General features: G+C 69.8%; 15 protein-coding genes, 2 rRNA genes and 1 pseudogene (1 of these 18 cut by a window edge). 13 read left to right on the forward strand and 5 right to left on the reverse strand.

Annotated features, from left to right (window positions below):
• The 12 genes and pseudogenes from OG738_RS27840 to OG738_RS27895 form a co-directional block, all read left to right on the forward strand.
• Positions 1-2233, forward strand: a 23S ribosomal RNA gene (locus OG738_RS27840); it begins 894 nt to the left of the window's first position.
• A gap of 80 nt (positions 2234-2313) precedes the next feature.
• Positions 2314-2430: ribosomal RNA gene (gene rrf, locus OG738_RS27845) — 5S ribosomal RNA — on the forward strand.
• Between the two features lie 97 nt (positions 2431-2527).
• Complete coding sequence (locus OG738_RS27850) at positions 2528-4813, forward strand: hypothetical protein (protein ID WP_329045268.1); 2286 nt, start codon at positions 2528-2530, stop codon at positions 4811-4813.
• The gene (locus tag OG738_RS27855) at positions 4806-5771 is read left to right on the forward strand and encodes an HAD-IIA family hydrolase (RefSeq protein WP_329045269.1); all 966 of its coding nucleotides are present in this window, start codon (positions 4806-4808) and stop codon (positions 5769-5771) included. The genes OG738_RS27850 and OG738_RS27855 overlap by 8 nt, the downstream gene beginning before the upstream one ends.
• Before the next feature lie 17 nt (positions 5772-5788).
• Positions 5789-5986, forward strand: a complete 198-nt coding sequence (locus OG738_RS27860) for a hypothetical protein (RefSeq protein ID WP_043774930.1) — start codon at positions 5789-5791, stop codon at positions 5984-5986.
• Positions 5987-5991: 5 nt separating this feature from the next.
• Complete coding sequence (locus tag OG738_RS27865) at positions 5992-6819, forward strand: TlyA family RNA methyltransferase (RefSeq protein ID WP_329045274.1); 828 nt, start codon at positions 5992-5994, stop codon at positions 6817-6819.
• Positions 6816-7742 carry an NAD kinase gene (locus OG738_RS27870; protein WP_329045276.1) on the forward strand — a complete coding sequence of 309 codons (927 nt, stop codon included), beginning with the start codon at positions 6816-6818 and terminating at the stop codon, positions 7740-7742. The genes OG738_RS27865 and OG738_RS27870 overlap by 4 nt, the downstream gene beginning before the upstream one ends.
• 90 nt (positions 7743-7832) lie before the next feature.
• Positions 7833-9614: a DNA repair protein RecN gene (gene recN, locus OG738_RS27875; RefSeq protein ID WP_329045277.1), complete on the forward strand. Its 1782-nt coding sequence runs from the start codon at positions 7833-7835 to the stop codon at positions 9612-9614.
• A 70-nt stretch (positions 9615-9684) separates the two neighbouring features.
• Positions 9685-10677 (forward strand): annotated as a pseudogene (locus OG738_RS27880) (zinc-binding alcohol dehydrogenase family protein).
• Positions 10674-11849: a DUF1266 domain-containing protein gene (locus OG738_RS27885; protein WP_329045278.1), complete on the forward strand. Its 1176-nt coding sequence runs from the start codon at positions 10674-10676 to the stop codon at positions 11847-11849. Before OG738_RS27880 ends, OG738_RS27885 begins: the two are co-directional and overlap by 4 nt.
• A 98-nt stretch (positions 11850-11947) precedes the next feature.
• Complete coding sequence (gene steA, locus OG738_RS27890) at positions 11948-13132, forward strand: putative cytokinetic ring protein SteA (protein ID WP_329045279.1); 1185 nt, start codon at positions 11948-11950, stop codon at positions 13130-13132.
• Positions 13129-14079, forward strand: a complete 951-nt coding sequence (locus OG738_RS27895; RefSeq protein WP_329045281.1) for a copper transporter — start codon at positions 13129-13131, stop codon at positions 14077-14079. Before steA ends, OG738_RS27895 begins: the two co-directional genes overlap by 4 nt.
• A gap of 52 nt (positions 14080-14131) precedes the next feature.
• Here OG738_RS27895 and OG738_RS27900 read toward each other — a convergent pair whose 3' ends face one another.
• From OG738_RS27900 to OG738_RS27915, 4 genes are all read right to left on the reverse strand, one after another.
• On the reverse strand, positions 14132-15832 hold the full coding sequence (locus tag OG738_RS27900) for a glycosyl hydrolase family 18 protein (protein ID WP_329045282.1): 1701 nt from the start codon (positions 15830-15832) through the stop codon (positions 14132-14134).
• A gap of 204 nt (positions 15833-16036) precedes the next feature.
• Positions 16037-17305 carry an alginate lyase family protein gene (locus tag OG738_RS27905; protein ID WP_329045285.1) on the reverse strand — a complete coding sequence of 423 codons (1269 nt, stop codon included), beginning with the start codon at positions 17303-17305 and terminating at the stop codon, positions 16037-16039.
• A 92-nt stretch (positions 17306-17397) separates the two neighbouring features.
• Positions 17398-18105 (reverse strand): aspartate/glutamate racemase family protein, encoded by a 708-nt coding sequence (locus tag OG738_RS27910; RefSeq protein ID WP_329045286.1) that lies wholly within the window; start codon positions 18103-18105, stop codon positions 17398-17400.
• Positions 18102-19523 carry an NCS1 family nucleobase:cation symporter-1 gene (locus tag OG738_RS27915; RefSeq protein WP_329045289.1) on the reverse strand — a complete coding sequence of 474 codons (1422 nt, stop codon included), beginning with the start codon at positions 19521-19523 and terminating at the stop codon, positions 18102-18104. The genes OG738_RS27910 and OG738_RS27915 overlap by 4 nt, the downstream gene beginning before the upstream one ends.
• 212 nt (positions 19524-19735) lie before the next feature.
• On the opposite strand from OG738_RS27915, the gene OG738_RS27920 reads away from it, so the two are divergent.
• Complete coding sequence (locus OG738_RS27920; RefSeq protein ID WP_329045291.1) at positions 19736-20419, forward strand: GntR family transcriptional regulator; 684 nt, start codon at positions 19736-19738, stop codon at positions 20417-20419.
• Here OG738_RS27920 and OG738_RS27925 read toward each other — a convergent pair.
• On the reverse strand, positions 20389-21009 hold the full coding sequence (locus OG738_RS27925) for a DJ-1/PfpI family protein (RefSeq protein WP_329045292.1): 621 nt from the start codon (positions 21007-21009) through the stop codon (positions 20389-20391). The two genes, OG738_RS27920 and OG738_RS27925, sit on opposite strands and share 31 nt — an antisense overlap.
• Positions 21010-21048 lie beyond the last annotated feature (39 nt).

Genomic DNA, 21048 nt, shown 5'->3' on the forward strand with positions numbered 1-21048 from the left:
TTCTCCCCGAAATGCATTTAGGTGCAGCGTCACGTGTTTCTCTGCGGGGGTAGAGCTACTGGATGGTCTAGGGGCCTTACCGGGTTACCGAAATCAACCAAACTCCGAATACCGTAGTGTGAGAGCGTGGCAGTGAGACGGCGGGGGATAAGCTTCGTCGTCGAGAGGGAAACAGCCCAGAACACCAGCTAAGGCCCCTAAGTGTGTGCTCAGTGGGAAAGGATGTGGGATTGCCCAGACAACCAGGAGGTTGGCTTAGAAGCAGCCACCCTTGAAAGAGTGCGTAATAGCTCACTGGTCAAGTGGTCCTGCGCCGACAATGTAGCGGGGCTTAAGCACACCGCCGAAGCTGTGTCATTCATGCAATACATCGGTTGTTCTCCTTGAGGGAACGATCTAGTGGTGTGGATGGGTAGGGGAGCGTCCTGCATCCGGGGAAGCGGCGGCGGAAGCCAGTCGTGGAGGGTGTGGGAGTGAGAATGCAGGCATGAGTAGCGAATGCAGAGTGAGAAACTCTGCCGCCGGATGACCAAGGGTTCCTGGGCCAGGCTAATCCGCCCAGGGTAAGTCGGGACCTAAGGCGAGGCCGACAGGCGTAGTCGATGGACAACGGGTTGATATTCCCGTACCCGAGCATGTGCGCCCATGACGAGGCGTTTGATACTAACCACCCGAAGCCGCTCGGCGAAGTCTTCGGACCTAGTTGGGTGTGTGGAGCGTGGGGCCTGATTTCGTAGTAGTCAAGCGATGGGGTGACGCAGGAAGGTAGCTCCGCCAGGCGATGGTTGTCCTGGTGTAAGCGTGTAGGCCGGAACATAGGCAAATCCGTGTTCCATATAGGTTGAGACGTGATGCGTAGCCGTTTGAGGCGAAGTAGAGTGATCCTATGCTGCCGAGAAAAGCCTCTAGTGAGTGCATGCACGGCCCGTACCCCAAACCAACACAGGTGGTCAGGTAGAGAATACCAAGGCGATCGGGTGAACTGTGGTTAAGGAACTCGGCAAAATGCCCCCGTAACTTCGGGAGAAGGGGGGCCAAACACTCTGAAGCCTTTTTCGGGCTAGGGGTGGGTGGCCGCAGAGACCAGCGGAAAGCGACTGTTTACTAAAAACACAGGTCCATGCGAAGTCGCAAGACGATGTATATGGACTGACGCCTGCCCGGTGCTGGAACGTTAAGAGGACCGGTTAACTCCCTTTGGGGGGTGAAGCTGAGAATTTAAGCGCCAGTAAACGGCGGTGGTAACTATAACCATCCTAAGGTAGCGAAATTCCTTGTCGGGTAAGTTCCGACCTGCACGAATGGCGTAACGACTTTCCGGCTGTCTCAACCACAGGCCCGGCGAAATTGCACTACGAGTAAAGATGCTCGTTACGCGCGGCAGGACGGAAAGACCCCGGGACCTTTACTATAGTTTGGTATTGGTTTTCGGTTCGGCTTGTGTAGGATAGGTGGGAGACTGTGAAGTGGTCACGCTAGTGGCTGTGGAGTCGTTGTTGAAATACCACTCTGGTCGAATTGGGAATCTGAACCTCGGGCCATGATCTGGTTCAGGGACAGTGCCTGATGGGTAGTTTAACTGGGGCGGTTGCCTCCTAAAGAGTAACGGAGGCGCCCAAAGGTTCCCTCAGCCTGGTTGGCAATCAGGTGTTGAGTGCAAGTGCACAAGGGAGCTTGACTGTGAGACAGACATGTCGAGCAGGGACGAAAGTCGGGACTAGTGATCCGGCACCTCCTGGTGGAAGGGGTGTCGCTCAACGGATAAAAGGTACCCCGGGGATAACAGGCTGATCTTGCCCAAGAGTCCATATCGACGGCATGGTTTGGCACCTCGATGTCGGCTCGTCGCATCCTGGGGCCGGAGTAGGTCCCAAGGGTTGGGCTGTTCGCCCATTAAAGCGGCACGCGAGCTGGGTTTAGAACGTCGTGAGACAGTTCGGTCCCTATCCGCCGCGCGCGTAGGATACTTGAGGAAGGCTGTCCCTAGTACGAGAGGACCGGGACGGACGAACCTCTGGTGTGCCAGTTGTCCCGCCAGGGGCATGGCTGGTTGGCCACGTTCGGAAGGGATAACCGCTGAAGGCATCTAAGCGGGAAGCCTGTTCCAAGATGAGGTATCCCACCCTTTGTGGGTTAAGGCCCCCAAGAGACCATTGGGTTGATAGGCCAGAGATGGAAGCACAGTAATGTGTTGTCGAGTTGACTGGTACTAATAGGCCGAGGACTTGCCTACGAAGGTGTTACGCATCCACTCTACGGTTCTGAAACACCACACGCTGCTCTAGGTTGAGCAGATGTGTTGTTTCGTAGTGTTTCGGTGGTTTTAGCGTCAGGGAAACGCCCGGTCCCATTCCGAACCCGGAAGCTAAGCCTGATAGCGCCGATGGTACTGCAGCCGAAGGGTTGTGGGAGAGTAGGACACCGCCGAACTTACCTTCCGTACGGCCCGTTAGGATAGCCAGTTGGCTGCCCTAGCGGGCCGTACGCGTATGTCCAGAACAAGATTTTTTCCATGGCAGGAGGCCAGGTGTCCGAGTTCGGTCGACGAGACTCAGCGGATGATGGGTCCGGCCGATCGGCACGCCGGGACGAAGGCTCCCGGGACCGGTCGGACGCACCCCGGGGAGACCGGCGCGGTGCGCGGCAGGACCGCGGCGGCCGTGACAGCGCCCATCAGGGGCGGCCACGCCGGGACGACCAGGGAGTCCGCGGCGGCGGTAAGCCGTTCCGCAGCGGTGACGGTCCCCGCGACCGCGACCAGCGCGGAGGATACGCAGGTCAGGGCCGTGACAGCGGTCGCACCGGTGATCGCGACGATCGCCGCGGCGGCTACCGTGATTCGGGTGACCGCGCCGGTCGGCCGGGTGGCGGCAGCAAGTTTTCGGGCGGCTCCGGCCGTACGGGCGGCGGTCGGTTCGACGACCGCGGCGGCAACCGTTCGGGTGGTCGCTACGAGGACCGCGGCGGCGAGCGCTCGAGTCGCGGCTCCGACGACCGGGGTGGCCGCCCCGGCGGCAGCCGGCCCCAGGGCAAGGCGTCGTTCGGCGACCGCAAGCCCCGCTGGGAAGACCGCGGCGGCTCACCCCGCCGCGACGACGACCGCGGCACTCGTTCGGGTGGTTTCCGCTCCGACGACCGTGGCCGCGGCGGTGACTCCCGCGGTTACCAGCGGCGCGACGACGACCGGGGCGGTCGTCCCGGCGGCTACCGCTCCGACGACCGCGGTGGCCGGACGGGTGGCTACCGTTCGGACGACCGGCGTCCGGGCGGCTTCAAGTCGGATGACCGTGGGCGCGGTGGCAGTGACGACCGGCGTTCGGGCGGGTTCCGTTCGGACGACCGTGGGCGCGGTGCCAGCGACGACCGCCGCTCGGGTGGCTTCCGCTCCGACGACCGTGGCCGCGGCGGTGACTCCCGCGGATACCAGCGGCGCGACGACGACCGTGGCGGGAAGACCGGTGGGTACGGTTCGGGCGACCGGAACCGCGGAAGCAGCACCGGCGGGTTCCGCTCCGGCGACCGCCGCGACGACTCCCGCGGCGACCGCGGCGACTACCAGCGCCGTGACGACGACCGCGGCGGCAAGACCGGCGGCTACGGTTCGAGCGACCGCGGTCGGGGAACCGACCACGGCAGCGACCGCGTCGGCTACCAGCGCCGGGACGACGACCGCGGCAGCGATCGGCGCAGTGAGGACCGCGGCGGCTACCAGCGGCGCGACGACCGCGGCAGCGACGGGCGTAACGACGAGCGTGGCGGCTACCAGCGCCGTGACGACCGTGGCAGCGACCGGCCCAGCGACGACCGCGGCGGCGACCGGCCCAGCGACGACCGCGGCGGCGACCGGCGTAACGACGACCGCGGCGGCGACCGTGGCAGCTACCAGCGCCGCGGCGACGACCGGCGCAGCGACAGTCCCCGCGGTGACCGCAGCAGCTACCAGCGGCGCGACGACGACCGTGGTGGCAAGACCGGCTACCAGCGCCGTGACGACAAGCGTGACGACAAGCGCGGCGACGACCGTCCTCGCCGTGAGCCGCGGCCCAAGGTCGGGGCTCCGCTCGACGACGAGGCTCTCGCCAAGGAACTGCTCGAAGCGCCTGAACTGCCCGAGGACATCGAGTACTCCGACCTCGACGAGGAGGTCCGTCGCGAGCTGAGGACGCTGCCGAAGGGGCTGGCCGAGACCGTCGGGAAGCACCTCGTCGCCGCCGGGGGCCTGATCGACAGCGATCCCGAGGCCGCGCTCGAGCACGCCAAGTACGCCAAGGCCAAGGCTTCGCGCGTCCCGATCGTGCGCGAGGCGCTCGGCCTGGTCGCCTACCACGCCGGCAACTGGTCGGAGGCCCTCTCCGAACTGCGGGCCGTCCGGCGGATGACCCGCAGCGACGAGCACATCGCCATCATCGCCGACGCGGAGCGCGCGCTGGGCCGCCCCGAACGCGCCCTCGACCTGGCGAAGGAGGCCGACACCGCGAAGCTGAGCAAGGGCACGCAGGTCGAGCTCGCGATCGTCGCGGCCGGAGCGCGGCGGGACCTCGGGCAGCTCGACGCCGCCGTCGTCTCGCTGCAGAGCGACGACCTCAAGGCCGAGAAGCGTGATCCGTGGAGCGCGCGGCTCTTCTACGCCTACGCCGACAACCTCGAGGCCGCCGGGCGCAAGGACGACGCCGTCCGCTGGTTCCTCAACGCCGCCGAGGCCGACGCGGAGGACGAGACCGACGCCTCCGAGCGCGCCGCGGACCTGGCCAACGAAAAGACCGACAACACCGAGAACACCGAGACGAAGGACACCGAAGACGCGGATGAGTGACGCGCTGCTCGCGGCCTACGACGCGGTCCTGTTCGACCTCGACGGCACCGTCTACCACGGCTCCCAGGTGATCCCGGGCGCCCCGGAGACGGTCCGGGCCGCGCGCGAGCACGGCACGCCGGTCCGGTTCGTGACGAACAACGCGTCCAAGGCCCCGGCCGAGGTCGTCGACCACCTCACCGGACTCGGCATGCCCGCCGACGCCGGTGAGGTGCACACGAGCGCCCAGGCCGGCGTGCAGCTGCTGCAGGAACGGCTCGAGGCCGGCGCCGAGGTCCTCGTCGTCGGCACGGAGTCGCTCGTCGCCGAGGTCGCCGGGGCCGGCCTGAAGCCGGTGCGGGAGAACGGCGACGGCGTCCAGGCGGTCGTCCAGGGGCACTCACCCGACAACACCTGGGCCGCGCTGGCCGAGGCGTGCCTGGCCATCCGGGCGGGTGCGCTCTGGGTGGCCTGCAACGTCGACGCGACCCTGCCCAGCGAGCGCGGGCTGCTGCCCGGCAACGGCTCGATGGTCGCCGCGCTGCGCACCGCCACCGACGTCGAGCCGCTCGTCGCCGGGAAGCCGGAGCCGCTGCTCTTCCAGACCGCGGCGAAGTCCGCCGGTGCGGAGCATCCCCTCGTCGTCGGTGACCGGCTGGACACCGACATCGCCGGCGCGGTTGCCGCGGGCCTCGACTCGCTCGTCGTCCTGTCCGGCGTCGCGACGCCGAAGCAGCTGATCGAGGCCATCCCGGCCGAGCGCGCCACCTACCTCGCCCGGGACCTCACGGCCCTCGAGTCCAAAGCCGAGGACCTCAAGATCGGGCCGCGCCCGGGCTGGTCCGTCACCGCGGAGAACGGCGTTCTCGAAGCAGAGGGTGACGGCGACGACCTGGACCTGCTCCGCGCGCTGTGCCACACGGCCTGGGAGACCGGCGTCACCGAACTCGGCGAGCGCGCCAAGGCGAAGCTCGCCTGACTGATACCGTTTGTGACGTGCAGGACCACCCGTACCCCGTCCCGGGCCCGCCGCCCGGTTCGTTCTCCCAGCAGACCGACCCGCGGGCCGGCATCGACGAAGCCGTCGCCGGCCTGGACGACCTCGACGCGCTGCCGCTCGCGGAGCACGTCGAGCGTTTCGACGCCGTGCACACCGAGCTGACGGTCGCCCTCTCCAGCATCGACAAGGTCTGACCACGGTGCCCAAGCGGGCGCGCCTCGACGCGGAACTGGTTCGGCGCGGCCTCGCCCGGTCGCGCGAGCAGGCCTCGGCCCTGATCACCGGCGGCAAGGTCACCGTGCGCGGCATGGTGGCGAGCAAGCCCGCCACCGGCGTGGAGTCCGACGCGCCCATCGTCGTCCGCGACGAGGACGACCCCGGCTGGGCCTCCCGCGGCGCGCACAAGCTGCTCGGCGCCCTGAAAGCGTTCGACGGCCTGAGCGTCGAAGGCAAGCGCTGCCTCGACGCCGGCGCGTCCACCGGCGGCTTCACCGACGTCCTGCTCCGGAACGGCGCCGCCACCGTCATCGCCGCCGACGTGGGCCGTGGCCTGCTCGACTGGCGGATCCGCACTGACGACCGTGTGGTGGTCATGGACCGCACCAATGTTCGCACCCTCTCTCCCGACGACCTCGGCGGCCAGGTCGACGTCGTCGTCGGGGACCTCTCCTTCATCTCGCTCAAGCTCGTGCTGCCCGCGCTCGTCGCGTGCGCGCGCGAAGGCGCCGATCTGGTGCCGATGGTGAAACCGCAGTTCGAAGTGGGCAAGGACCGGCTCGGCAGCGGCGGCGTCGTCCGCGATCCGGAACTGCGCGCCGAATCGGTGCTCTCCGTCATCGACGAGGCCGCGAAACTGGGGCTCGCGCTGCGCGGCGTCACCGCGAGCCCGCTGCCGGGGCCGTCCGGGAACGTCGAGTACTTCGTGTGGCTGGGCAAAGAACACGTGGCCGAGTCCACTGTGGACGCGGTAGACAGGTCTGAGGCCGAGCGGCTCGTCCGAACCGCCGTCGAGGAAGGGCCCGCATGACCACCGAACGTGAAGTGCTCCTCATGGTGCACCCCGATCGCGAAGCGACGGGCGAGGCCGCGCGCGAGGTCTCGGCGCGCTTCGCCAAGGCCGGCATCCGGATCCGCGTGATCGAGGAAGACGTCTGCGCGCTCATCAACCCGGACCGGCACGGCGTCGGGTCGACCTGCACCGTCGTGGACCCGGACGACAACCCCGCCGACGGCGTCGAGCTGGTGTTCGTCCTCGGCGGCGACGGCACGCTGCTGCGGGCGGCCGAGCTGGCCCGCCCGGCCGGGGTGCCGGTGCTCGGCGTCAACCTCGGGCGCGTCGGCTTCCTCGCCGAGGCCGACTCGGACGCGCTGGCCGACACCGTGCAGCGCGTCGTCGACGGCGACTACCAGGTCGAAGAGCGGATGACCATCGACGTCACGGTCACCCACGCCGGCGCCGAGGTCGCCCGCACCTGGGCGCTCAACGAGGCCAGCGTCGAGAAGAGCACCCGCGAGCGGGTTCTCGACGCGCTCATCGAAGTCGACGGCCGGCCGGTTTCGGCCTTTGGCTGTGACGGTGTGCTGTGCGCCACACCGACCGGTTCGACGGCGTACGCGTTCTCGGCGGGCGGCCCGATCATCTGGCCGGACGTCCAGGCGCTGCTGGTGGTGCCGAGCAACGCGCACGCGATGTTCGCGCGGCCGCTGGTCGTCTCGCGGAACTCGGTGATCACCGTCGGGATCGACCCCGACGGCTCGTCCGCCGTCCTGACCTGCGACGGCGGCCGGCTCATCGAGCTGCCGCCGGGGGCCCGCGTGCGCGTGACGTGCGGCCAGACCCCCGTCCGGCTGGTCCGGCTGTGGGACGGCCCGTTCACCGACCGGCTCGTGCAGAAGTTCTCGCTGCCGGTGAAGAGCTGGCGGGAGCGCCACGCTCGCCCCTGCGAGTAACTACCGCTGGGCGATCCGTTCGAACATATCGGCGACTCGCCGGGGTCCCGCGCGCGCAGAGTGTCGGTGGGGGCCGCTACGGTAGGCGGCGTGCTGGCCGAGATGCGCATCCAGGGCCTCGGAGTCATCGAGGACGCCCTGCTGGAACTGCACGCGGGCTTCACCGTCGTGACCGGTGAGACGGGTGCCGGTAAGACCATGGTCGTCACCGGGCTGCACCTGCTGTCCGGGGGCCGCGCCGAGGTGTCCAAGGTCCGGACGGGGATGCTCAAGGCGTTCGTGGAAGGACGGTTCACCTACGCCGGCGTCGAAGGCGCCGAACGGATCGTCACCGAGTCGGGTGCCGACGTCGACGAGGACGGCAGCGTCATCGCGCTGCGGGCCGTCGCGGTCGACGGACGCTCGCGCGCCCATCTGGGCGGCCGGTCGGTGCCGGTCGGCGTGCTCGCGGAGCTGTCCGAACAGCTGATCGCGGTGCACGGGCAGAACGACCAGCTGCGGCTGCTGCGCCCGAGCGAACAGCGCGACGTGATCGACCGGTTCGCCGGCGACGCGGTGGGCAAGCCGCTCAGCGCGTACCGCGAGGTCCGGTCCGAGTGGCTGGCGGTGATCGCCGAGCTGACCGAGCGGTCGACGCGGTCCCGGGAGATGGCCCAGCAGGCCGACCTGCTGAAGCACGGGCTCACCGAGATCGACGCCGTCGCGCCGGAGCCGGGCGAGGACGTCGACCTCACCACCCAGATCAAGCGGCTCGCGGCGGCCGACGAGCTGCGCGCGGCCGCGACGGAGGCCCACGTCGCGCTGTCGGGCTCGCTGGACGGCGACCCGGACGTCCCGAGCGCGATGGCTTTGGTCTCCGAGGCGCTGCGGCGGCTCTCGACGTCCGAAGACGGCGTGCTGCGCGAGCTGGCGCCGCGGCTCGAGGAGGCGTCGGTGCTGCTGGCCGACGTCGGGGCCGAGCTGGGCTCGTACGTCGAGACGCTGGACGCCGACCCGGCGTTGCTGGAGAAGGTGCTGGCGCGCCAAGGCGACCTCAAGCGGCTGACCCGCAAGTACGCGGCGGACGTCGACGGCGTGCTCGCCTGGGCCGACGACGCGCGTCGTCGGCTCGAGTCGATGGACACCTCGGAGGAGGCGCTCGCCGAGCTGGCGCTGCGGCGCGACCAGCTCGCGGTGCAGCTGGCTGCGCACGCCGTTGAGGTGTCGGCGCCCCGGGAGAAGGCGGCGGCCGAGCTGGCTGCCGAAATCACGCGTGAGCTCTCCGGGCTGGCGATGGGCCAGGCCGCGATCGAGGTGACGGTCGAGCAGCGCCCCGCCGAGCACGGCGACACGCACGCGCTGACCATCGACGGCCGCGCGGTGCACGCGGGCGCGGACGGCGTCGACGACGTCGAGCTGCTGCTGCGCGCGCACGACGGCGCGCCGCCGCTGCCGGTGCACAAGGCCGCGTCGGGCGGCGAGCTGTCGCGGGTGATGCTGGCGATCGAGGTGGTGCTGGCCCACGCGGACACGGTGCAGACGCTGGTGTTCGACGAGGTCGACGCCGGGGTCGGCGGCCGCGCGGCGGTCGAGATCGGCCGCCGGCTGGCCCGGCTGGCGCGCACGCACCAGGTCCTGGTGGTGACGCACCTGCCGCAGGTCGCGGCGTTCGCCGACCAGCACCTGGTGGTGGACAAGGGCCACAGCGGCGGCGTGACCCGAAGCGGCGTGAAGAACCTGAAGCAGACCGAGCGGGTGAGCGAACTGGCTCGGATGCTCGCCGGGATGGACAACGAGACCGGCCGGGCGCACGCCGAGGAACTGCTGGCCACGGCGGAGAAGGACAAGGCCGAGTTCGTGCCGAAGCGGAAGCGGGCCGCCAAGAAGAAGTAGCGGTCCCGGGAAATACTTCTCGCGCCGACGGGTGTTGTGCGGGCTGTTCGCCCGCGAAGAAAGGACCCCGATGCGCGCGGTGGTACTCCGAGAACCCGGTCCCGTCGAAAACCTCGAACTGAAAGACCTTCCGCTGCCCTCGCCGAAGCCGGGCTGGGTGCGGATCGCCGTCAAGGCGTTCGGCCTCAACCGGTCCGAGCTGCACACCCGCCTGGGTCTGGCCGACGGCGTCACGTTCCCGCGGGTGCCCGGGATCGAGGCCGTCGGCGTGGTCGACGCCGATCCCAGCGGCGAATTCACGCCGGGGCAGCAGGTCGCGACCATGATGGGCGGGATGGGCCGCACGTTCGACGGCGGCTACGCCGAACACACCGTCGTGCCGAAGAACCAGGTCATCCCCTTCGAAAGCACCCTGCCCTGGGCGGTCATCGGCCAGGTCCCCGAGACGCTCCAGACCGCGTACGGCTCGCTCACCACCGGCCTCGACCTGAAAGACGGCCAGACGCTGCTGATCCGCGGCGGGACGTCCGCGCTCGGGTTCGCCACCGCGACCCTGGCGAAAGACCTCGGCGCCACGGTCTTCGCGACCACCCGGCAGCCGGATCGCCTCGAAACCCTGCGCGGGCACGGTGTCGACCACCCGCTGCTCGACGACGGCGACGTCGTGCGCCAGGTCCGGGAGATCGCGCCCGAAGGCGTCGACGCGGCCCTCGAACTCGTCGGGACGCCGACCCTGCCGGACACCCTGAAGGCCACCCGAGTGCACGGCACCGTGTGCTTCACGGGCATGCTGTCCAACCAGTAGACGATCTCGAACTTCTATCCGATCGGCTACCTTCCCGCCGGGGTGCGGTTGACCGCTTATGGTGGTGAGGCGGACGACCTGCCCGCCTCCGTCCTCCAGCGCCACCTCGACCGGATCGCCGACGGCACGACCAGCCTCGGCCCGGCCAAGGTGTACGCGATGACGGAGATCCGGCAGGCGCACGACGACCTGGAGCACAACCGGACGGCGGGCAAGCTCGTCGTGCTGACCGGCCGAGCGGAGGGAGCCGCCCCGTGATCCTGCCGCCGCCCGCCGACGTCGAAGCGCAGCTGGCCGCCGCCCGCCGCGACGGCGACCTCGACCGCTACCTCGGCCTGCTCGCCGGGGAAGAGCTCTTCGTCCCGATCCGGCGGGTCGACGCCCACAGCATCCTCGACGAGCGGGCCGAAACCTTCCCCAACGTCTACTTCGAGACGGGCGGCGACGAGTTCCTGCAGGTCTTCACCCGCGGCGCGCTGCCGGACCTCGGCCCGGACGTCGTCGCCATGAGCGGCGCGCTCGACTGGGCGGTCGACGGCGTCGGGCGGCACGAGCGGGTCGTGTTCAACCGCGGCACCCGCGGCGAGTGGCGGTTGCCGGGCGCGACCCTGCAGCCTTGGCTCGACGCGCACCACGACGACGTCGTCCCGCTGGAGGAGCAGGTCGAACGGCTGATCACCGCGCCGTACGGGCACCTCGAGGGGCCGATCGCGCACGCGCTGGCGTGCGGCGCGCACCTGGCGGTGCTCAACGCGGCGCCGTGGAACGTCCTCGACGCGCGCCGCCACGACTACGTCGCCGAGGTGCGGGGCCTGCGGGACTGGTGGGGTGTGCCGGACCCGCCGGCCTGGCGCGCGACGATGGCCGACCTGATCGGCGACGGCTACGCGCTGACGCCCGGCAACCTGGTGCTCATGCTGCGCCTGCGGTTCGCCGCCGAGTTCGGGTTGCGCAACGGCGAGTTCGACCCGCTGACCTGGGTGGAACTGGTGGACCGGTGGTGCGCGGAGAACGACGCCGAGGACCAGGCCGAGGAGCTGCGGCACACCGTCCGCCGGGTTTCGCGCTGCGAACAGCGCTTCCGCGCCGACGGCCTGGTCGACGCGGACGGGTTCGTCACGACGGCGCTGTCGTGGGACGTCGGCCGCGCGGTCAACATCGCCCGGTGGGGGCTCGCGGTCGGCTACTGCGACGCGCTGACCGCCGAGCTGATGGTGCTCGAAGCCGGTTCGCTCGCGCGCCGCTACCACCAGTCATGGGCCGACCTGTCCGCCGGGTACCTCATGGGCCGCGTGCTGCACGCCGAGGACGACGCGTTCGGCGAGTGGTACCCGGCGGCCGTGCGGGTCCACCACCAGCTCCTTCAGGACCCGGCGAGCCCCTGGGTGAACCTCGACTTCGGCTCGCTTTCGGAGGAGTCCGAAGCCTGACCCGCGCGGGGGAGGGCGAGGGGGCTCACCACAACGAGTCACCCCGGCTACGGCGTGGCGTACCTCGTCCCACGAGCAAATTTGTCACCATCGGCCACATGAAGCTCACCGGCTTGCTCACGCGGAACCAAGAACCCCTCCCGGGGATCACCGGGGTCGCCCGGGTCGACCGCCGCACCCGGGAGCTGCTGCGCCGGATCAGTCCTGGCGACATCGTCGTGCTCGACCAGCTGGACCTCGACCGCGCGACGGCCGACGCCCTGGTGGAGGCCGAGGTCGCCGGCGTGGTCAACGCTTCGCCGTCGATTTCCGGCCGCTTCCCGAACATGGGGCCCGAAATCCTCGTGGCCGCCGGCGTCCCGCTGGTCGACTCGGTCGGCGGTGAGCTGCTGCGCACCATCAAGGACGGCACGAAGCTGCGGCTGCACGACGGCGTCGTGTACGTCGGCGAGCGCCAGGTCGCCTCCGGCATCGAGCAGACCGCCGACAGCGTCGCGGACCAGATGATCGAAGCCAAGGCCGGGATGTCGACGCAGCTGGAAGCGTTTTCGGCCAACACCATCGAGTTCCTGCGCCGCGAGCGCACGCTGATCCTCGACGGCGTCGGCGTGCCGGAGCTGAAGGTGGCGCTCCGCGACCGGCACGTGCTGGTCGTCGCGGGCGGCAACGGGCACGCCGAGGACCTCAAGAAGCTCAAGAAGTACATCGGCGAGCACCGGCCGGTGCTGATCGGCGTCGACGCGGGTGCCGACACCCTGCGCGTGCAGGGCTACCGGCCGGACGTCATCGTCGGCGACCCCACCGGGATCGGCACCACCACGCTGCGCGGCGGCGCCGAGGTCGTGGTGCCCGCCCAGCCGGACGGGCACGCGCCCGGCGTCGAGCGGATCCAGGACCTCGGCATCGGCGCGGTGACGTTCCCCGCGTCGGGCAACGCCGAGGACCTCGCGCTGCTGCTGGCCGACGCGCACGGCGCGAGCCTGGTCGTCACCGTCGGCTTCCAGGCGACGCTGCGCGAGTTCCTCGACCACGGGCGGTCCGGGTCGAACCCGTCGACGTTCCTGACCCGGCTGAAGCTCGGCACGAAGCTCGTCGACGGGAAGGCCGTGGCGACGCTGCACCGCAGCCGGGTGTCGGTCGGCGCGGTCGTGCTGCTCGTGCTCGCCGCGGTCGTGGTGGTCGCCGCGGCCCTGCTGGTGTCCGACGTGGGCTCGGTCTACCTGGACTGGCTCCGGCACACCGGGAATTCGCTCGCTGCCTGGGTCAAGGGATTGTTCACGTGATTTCGCTGCGCTACCACGTCGTTTCCATCGCCGCGTGCTTCCTCGCGCTCGCCGTCGGGGTCGTGCTCGGCTCGACGGCGCTGAACGGCACGCTGCTGTCGGGGCTCGCGGGGGAGAAGAAGGACCTGGGCAGCCAGGTCTCCGACCTCGAGGCGCAGCGCAACGCGCTCAACGCCCGGCTGGCCGACGCGGACGCGTTCGCCGGCTCGATGGGCCCGAAGGTCGTCGCCGGGGCGCTCGACAAGCGGTCGGTGGTGCTCGTGACCACCGAGGACGCGCGCCCGGCCGACCGGGACGCACTGAAGCAGCTGATCGGGCAGGCCGGCGCGTCGGTGACCGGTGAGGTGCAGCTGACGTCCGCGTTCGCCGACCCGGAGAAGGCCGACCAGCTCCGCGACGTCGTCACGCGCCTGCAGCCCGCGGGCTCGAAGTTCCCGACCGCGGGCGACTCCGGCACGCTCGCCGGCGCGCTGCTCGGTTCGGTGCTGCTGCTGGACAAGACCACCGCGAAGCCGCAGTCGTCGGGCGAAGAGCTGGCCGCCGCGATCGGCGGGCTCACCGACGGCGGGTTCGTCAAGGCGGGGGCGGACGTCAAGCCGGCGCAGCTGGCGATCGTGCTGACCGGGCCCCAGCCGACCGGCGACGGCGCCGGTGACCGTTCGGCGACGATCGCCCGGTTCGCCACGCAGCTCGACCGCGGTGGCGCGGGCACGGTCCTGGCCGGCGACGCCGGTTCCGCGGAAGGCACGGGCCCGCTGGGCGTCGTCCGCGCGGACACCTCGGCGACGTCGATCCTGTCCACTGTGGACAACGTGGACTCGTCGGCCGGGCGGGTGAGCACGGTGCTGGCGTTGAAGGAACAGCTCGACGGGGGCGCGGGCCGGTACGGCATCGCGGGCAACGCGACGGCCCCCGCACCGGGCGTCGGCGCCCCCACTGGCAACTGACGTCGTGAGTGAGAAACAGCGTTAGAACGCTGTTTCTCACTCACGACGTCGTTCAGCTAGCCAGCCACAGCGCCGGGACGTTCGGCGGTTCCCAGCCCGGCTGCGACGTGTGCGCCTGGCGGCACGTGTACGTCTGGCCGTTGTAGGTCACCTTGGCACCGGCGGCGTACGCGGTCCACGGTGCCCACGCGGGCACCGAAGGCGGCGTGGTGGGCGTGGTGGTCGGCGGGGTCGTGGTCGTCGGTGGGGTCGTCGGTGTCGTGGGAGTGGTCGGCGTGGTGGGTGTCGTCGGGGTCGTGGTGGGCGGCGGGCTCGAGCAGTTCGGCGTCGAGGCCGCGAGCCCGTTGACCACGGCGTGGAACAACGTCGAACCCGGGTCCAGGTCGTAGAGCGAGAACATCATCGCGCCGCCGAGGCCGGTGCAGTGGATGTAGTCCGTGCGCGCCTTGACCGACTGCGCCGACGAGCCGCCGTAGAAGTTCGTCCCGTCGTAGAACCAGGCCGACTGCGTGACCGGGTCCCAGTACGTGTCCGCCGGGTTGTCGACGACGCCGGAGAGTTCCTTGTACATCGCCACGCCCGGCACGTTGCCGCTCAGCGCGTGCCCGGGCGACGGCCCCGAAGCGGACTGGTACAGGCCGTGGTTCGACCCGGCCGGCACGCCGGTCCAGCCGCGGTAGTAGAACGGGATGCCCAGCGTCAGCTTGTTCGCCGGGAAGCCGCCCGCGATGCCGTACGCGCTGTTGCCGTGCAGGTAGTCCTTGATCACCGAGTCGGTCGTGTACTTCTCGGTGCCCGGCGGGATCGTGCCGGACGGGTCGTTCGGCGAGGAGTACAGCGGGTCCTGGAAGTTCGTCGGCCCGGTCGCGTCCCACGCGCCGTGCATGTCGTAGGTCATCGCGTCGCCGAAGTCCAGGTACTGCCCGATCTTGTCGGTCTGGATCTTCGCGATCTTGTCCTGGCCGCCCGGCAACGCGGCCGACAGCGCGTAGTGCTTGCCGCCCAACGCGTCCAGCTCGCTGCGGAACTCCGCCATCAGCGCGGTGTAGTTCGCCGTGTCGGCGGCGCTGTAGTGGTTGCCGACGTGCCCGGTGGGCGAACCCGGGTACTCCCAGTCGATGTCGATGCCGTCGAAGATGCCCGCCGCGGTGCCCGGGCCGCCGTAGCCGCCGGACGCGGGGATGTTGCCCTTGATGAACATGTCGAGGCACGAGCTGACGAACTTCTTGCGCGACGCGTCGGTCGCGGCGGCGTCGGAGAAGTACTTCGAGTACGTCCAGCCGCCGATCGACAGCAGCACCTTGAGGTTCGGGTGCCGCGCCTTGAGCTCCTGCAGCTGGTGGAAGTTGCCCACGATCGGCTGGTTCCAGGTGTCGGCCGTGCCGTCGACGCTGATGTCGGAGCCGAACGTCTTCTGGTAGTCGGCGAACTGGTCCTCGCCGCCGTCGCCCGCGTTCGGGTCGGTCTCGCCGCCCGGATCCGGCGTCGTCGCCTTCGTGGCTTCGAAGCAGGTGAGGTTGTTCGGGTCGATGTTCTCGAAGTCGTAGAGGAGGTAGTCGAGGTTGCCGGCGATGGCGTCGACGTTCTTCAGGTAGTAGGCGTTCTGGTAGATGCTCCACTGGTCGTAGTAGGCGATCCGGACCCCGCCGGAGGTCGCGGCGGCCGCACCGGGCGCCGCTGGGCCGGCGACGGTCAGCCCGCCGATCACGACAGCGGCGGCCGCGGCGGCGACCAGGGCGAATCTTCGCTGCATGGGCGTCTCCTCGCGCAGGCGGACGGCCCTCTCCCGGGCCGCTACGGCGCGGGAGAGGGCGTACGCGACGGTTCTTCACGAAGCGGGGCCGGCCTCGGTCATGAATGTGCGCGCGCGGACACCGAGTGTCAATACTTTGGACTAGACCAATCTGGGAGGGTGTGCGCTATGGGGCGTGGTGTCCGGTTTTTTTGACCACTGCCCCTACTTCAGTGGCGGGTCGAGCGGGAAGCACGAGACGCGCACCGGCCACGTGTCGCCGCCGGACGGCAGCGGCATCTGCTTCAGCGCCGCGGCCGCGGCGGAGTCGTGGGCCTCCTCGGCCGCGGCGTGGAAGATGTCGGCCGCGATCGACTGGTCGAACACGCCGATCTGCTGGTGCGGCCAGGCTTCCGCGCCGTGCAGGGCGCCGGGGATCAGCTGGTCGACGACCGTCCGCAGGGTCACCCCGTTCGGTGCCCGGTACTTCCAGACGTCGATGCCGAGGTTCTTCCCGACCTCCGCCATCCGGCCCCACGCGGTGAGGTTGAAGTTGACGTAGTGCCAGGACATCGTCCGCGTCAGCTCCAGCGGCTGGCTGCCGTCGGCGGCGAACTGCACCGGGAACCGGTTCTTCTCCGCGTCGAGGACGATCTTCCGCGCGGTGTCGCGCTGGCCCAGGTAGGCCGCGATCGTCGCGTTCTGCATGTCGAGGAAGGTGCCGTGGTTGTTGGTGGCGGCCAGTTCCAGCTTCGCCTGGGGGCTGGTCTGCATCCAGGTCAGGTACTGCGTCAGCCACGCCTTGACGCCGGCGCGGTCCTTGCCCGTCCAGCCCGGGGCCCCGCCGTCGAGCAGCGCGAACGTGTCGACGACCTGGCTGAACGACTGCGTCGAGTCGATGATCCCGGTGCCGCTGATCGTGGTCCTGCACGGGATGATCTGCGAGTAGGTCATGTTCGGGTTCATCTTGGTGGCCGGGTCGAGGAACCAGGTCCGGATGTCGAGCGCCGCGCGTTTCGCGTACTTCGCGTCGCCGGTGTAGTACCAGGCGAGCGAGAGGTAGTACATCGCGTCCCAGGCGACCATCCGGTAGGTGTGGTCGGTGATCGCGTCGGCCTCCGGGTTGCGCTGGCCGTCCCGGTTCACGTACGGGCAGCCCTGCGGGTTCTCCGGCGTCTTCGCACTCGCCCACCAGTACGGCGCGTGGCTCAGGTAGTCGTGCTTGTCGCCGCTCGGCGGCGCGGTCGGCTTGTCCATGACCGACCAGGGGCCGGCGGTCAGCGCGGTGTTCGCCTTGTCCAGCACGACTTTCAGCGCGTCCCGCTGGGCCTTGGACGCGTGCCCGCCGCGGACGGCCTGCCGGATCGCCGCGAGCTTGCCGCCGTCGGTGACGACGGTGTGCGGTGGCGACGCGGCCACCGCCGTCCCGCTGACCGGGACCAGGATCATGCTCGCAGACAGCGCCAGCGCGCCCAGTACGCGTAGCCTTCGCACCTTCGACCGCCCTTTCGGGGACGTCAAAGTCCCCACTCGTCACCGGGCGGCGGTACGGCAGTGGCGATTCTGTCCGGGCGGTGCGGGCGATGTCAATCGGGCCAGGTACGGCGTTTGTCCAACGGACGCGCGTAGGACCCCGCGCGGCTGGTCTTCAGCCCCAGGGCCACCAGTGACTCCGCGAGCCGGACGGCGGCCGCGACGCCGTCGATCACCGGGATGTCCAGCATCGTCGCGATCTTCCGGTCGAGGCCCGTCATCCCGGCGCAGCCGAGCACCAGCACCTCCGCGCCGGCGTCGCGGGCGCGACGGCCCGCGGTCAGCAGCGCCGACTCCGTGCGGCGCTCGTCGGTCAGCTCCAGCACGCCGAGCCCGGCGCCGGTGACCGTGACGCAGTTCTGCGCCACTCCCGCCGCGTGCAGGCTGTCCTCGATCAGCCCGCACGTCCGGTCCAAAGTGGTCACCACGCCGTAGCGGCGGCCGAGCAGGCAGGCCAGGTGCGCGGCCGCTTCCGTGATGTCGACGACCGGGACGTCCAGCAGCTCGCGCGCGCCTTCGCGGCCGTGCTCGCCGAAGCCGGCGAGCACCACCGCGTCGAACGGCTCGTCCAGGCCCCGCAACAGGTCCAGCACCGCCGCGGCGGACAGGAAGCTGTCCAGCCAGCCTTCCGCGGACTCCGGTCCCCAGCGAGGCGTGCGCGCGAGGATCTCGGTGCCGGGGCTCGCGGCGGCGCGCGCCCCGGCCTCGATCTCCTTCGTCATCGCCTCGGTGGTGTTGCAGTTGGTGACGACGATCCTCATCGGTGCTTCCTCGACACCGCGAAGTACAGGGCCGCCGACGAAGCCGTGCCGATGAACCACGAGTACGGCGCGGCCGGCGCGAAGAACGGCACCAGCGCGATCACCGCGGCCAGCGCGGCGGTCGGGAAGAACGTGACGAGCGCGCGCGGGTTCACCCGGGGGTAGATCCCGCCGTCGACGAACAGCTGAGCGACGTCGACCTTGCCGCGCCGGATCAGGTAGTAGTCGACGATCATGATCGCGAACAGCGGCCCGAGGAACGCGCCGAGCCCGCCGAGGAAGTAGTTGACGACCGTCGGGGACGAGTAGAGCTTCCACGGCAGCACGCACAGCGCGGCGACCGCGCTGATCAGCCCGCCGACGGTGAACGTGATCCGCTTCGGCCAGATGTTGGCCAGGTCGTAGGCGGGGGAGACGAAGTTCGCGACGATGTTGACGCCCATGGTGGCGACGGCGAACGTCAGCGCGCCGGCGATCAGCACCGGCGTGTTGTGCACCTTGGACAGCAGCTCGGCCGGGTCGGTGATGGCCTCGCCGAACACCTGCATGCTGCCCGCGGTCACGATCACCGACAGCAGCGCGAACGCGGTCGAGTTGATCGGCAGGCCCCAGAAGTTGCCGCGCTTCACCGTCTTCTGGTCCGGCGCGTTGCGGGAGAAGTCGCAGAAGTTCAGCATCAGCGTGCCGTAGGTGGCCAGGATCAGCCCGGCCGCGCCGAACCACTGCCGGATCTGCTCGCCGGGCGACAGGTGCTTCGGGCTGCTGGTCAGCGAGATGTGCCAGTGCCCGGCGGCGAGGATCCAGACGGCGAGGGCGATCATCACGAGCCAGATCGCCGGGCCGCACCAGTCCTGGAACTTGCGCACCGACTCCATGCCGCGGGTGAGGATCAGCGCCTGGACCGCCCACAGCGCCACGAAGCAGATCCAGCCGAGCGCGTGCAGGCCGAGGAAACCGTGCTCGGTCAACGGTTTCAGGCCCGGGTCGATGGTGAGCACGAGCAGCGTGATGGCCACGCTCGCGAGGTAGGTCTGGATGCCGTACCAGAAGATCGCGATGACCGCGCGGATCAGCGCGGGCAGGTTGGCGCCGAACGTGCCGAAGCTGATCCGCGCGACGACCGGGAACGGCACGCCGGTGCGCTGCCCGATCCGGCCCATCAGGTTCATGCCGACGTAGATGATGACGAACCCGAAGAGCAGGGCGGTGAACACCTGCCAGGCCGACAGGCCGAGCACGAACAGCCCGGCCGCGAAGGTGTAGTTGCCGAGGTTGTGCACGTCGGACATCCACAGCGCGAAGATGTCGTAGACCTTCCAGCGGCGGTCCTTCGCCGGGGCGAGGTCTTCGTTCCAGAGCCGGGGATCCGGCGGCGGGCTCGTCTCTTGCTGGGATTCGGTGAGCGGGGCGGCGGTCATGCGGGCCTCCGATCGACACATTCTTTCGGGGGTTCCGGGTGGCGGAGCCCCCGGCCGGGGCGAAGGCCCCGTGTGACACAGTGCGGCGACGGCGATTTGGGATACCAAAATTTGGCATCCCAAATATCACCCCGATGTCCGCGCCCGTCAACCCTCCGCCCGATAAACTCGCGTAACGTCCGGTTACGGGCGTGTTGAGCGAGAGGGGACCCGTGACGTCGGCGAGCGAGCGGCAACCTCTCGCGGCCACCCGGCAGCGGGTGCGCGACGAGCTGCGCGAACGGATCCTGACCGGCCGCCTCCGCCCCGGCGACCGGCTGGTCGAGCGCGAGCTGGCGGAAGACCTCGGCGTGTCCAGGGTGCCGGTGCGCGAGGCCATCCGCAGCCTCGAGGCCGAAGGGTTCCTCGTCGAGCAGTCGGCGCGGCGGATCGTCGTGCGGCAGCTCGCGCGGGTCGACGTCGAGGAGCTGTTCGACGTCCGGGAAGCCCTCGAAGGGCTCGCCGCGGGACGCGCCGCCGAACGGGCGGGCGCGCCGGAGCTGAAGCGCCTGGAACGGATGCTCGCCGACGCGGCCCGCGCGACGGCCCGCGGCGACGCGGCCCGGATCACCGTGCTCAACTCGCGCTTCCACGACGAGATCGTGGCCATCGCGGGCAACACGCTGCTGACCACGATGCTGCAGCCCCTGCAGGGCCGGCTCCGCTGGCTCACCAGCCAGAACGAGCACTGGGCCGAGCTGCTCGACGAGCACCGCCGGCTCTACGAGGCGATCGCGTCGGGGGACGCGGAGCGCGCGAAGGCGTTCGCCGTCGAGCACGTGCGGGTCAACCGCGAGGTGACCTTGAAGTCCCTCTTCGGCACCGATCAGGCGGAGATCGGCGCCGGTTCGAGGTAGGGCGTCACGTTCCGCAGCGCCCGCTCGACGTACTCCTCCTTCTCGCCGACCGGCGCGACGTAGTGCATGGCGTGCTCGGCCGCTTCGAGGCCGTGCAGCCGGGCGAGGACCCAGGTGGCGAGGTAGGCCGAGGCCAGGCAGCCGCCCGCGGTGGCGAGCGGGCCGCGGGCGAAGAACGGCTGGTTCAGGACCTCGACGCCCGCCGCGAGGACCCAGGGCTTGGTCGTGAGATCGGTGCAGGCGGGCACGTCCGCGAGCAGCCCGAGCTTCGCCAGCACGAGCGTGCCGGAGCACTGCGCGCCGATCAGCTGCCGCGCCGGGTCGAGGCCACGCAGCGTCGTCATGATCGCCGGGTCCTCGACAACCTCCCGGGTCTTCGCGCCGCTGCCGACGATCACGGCGTCGGCCGTGCAGGCTTCGTCCAGGCCGATCATCGCGTCGATCGTCACCCCGTTCATGGACGTCACCCGCGGCGTGGGACTCGCGATCGAGACGCGCCAGCCCGGTTCTTTGACGCGGTTGAGGACGCCCAGCGCGATGAGCGAGTCGAGTTCGTTGTAGCCGTCGAAGGTGAGGATCGCGGTGTGCATGCCCGCACGCTAGGCCGGTCGATCCAGGACAGTCCGCAA

Origin of the sequence: Amycolatopsis sp. NBC_01488 (genome assembly GCF_036227105.1) — a bacterium.
Taxonomy (GTDB): Bacteria; Actinomycetota; Actinomycetes; order Mycobacteriales; family Pseudonocardiaceae; genus Amycolatopsis.

What these genes read in the sequence shown, in the direction of transcription:
- OG738_RS27855 (WP_329045269.1), top strand. Translation starts at nt 4,806, where the DNA reads ATGAGTGACGCGCTGCTCGCGGCCTACGACGCGGTCCTGTTCGACCTC.
- OG738_RS27900 (WP_329045282.1), bottom strand. Translation starts at nt 15,832, where the DNA reads ATGCAGCGAAGATTCGCCCTGGTCGCCGCCGCGGCCGCCGCTGTCGTG.
- OG738_RS27925 (WP_329045292.1), bottom strand. Translation starts at nt 21,009, where the DNA reads ATGCACACCGCGATCCTCACCTTCGACGGCTACAACGAACTCGACTCG.
- OG738_RS27870 (WP_329045276.1), top strand. Translation starts at nt 6,816, where the DNA reads ATGACCACCGAACGTGAAGTGCTCCTCATGGTGCACCCCGATCGCGAA.
- OG738_RS27910 (WP_329045286.1), bottom strand. Translation starts at nt 18,105, where the DNA reads ATGAGGATCGTCGTCACCAACTGCAACACCACCGAGGCGATGACGAAG.
- steA (WP_329045279.1), top strand. Translation starts at nt 11,948, where the DNA reads ATGAAGCTCACCGGCTTGCTCACGCGGAACCAAGAACCCCTCCCGGGG.
- OG738_RS27915 (WP_329045289.1), bottom strand. Translation starts at nt 19,523, where the DNA reads ATGACCGCCGCCCCGCTCACCGAATCCCAGCAAGAGACGAGCCCGCCG.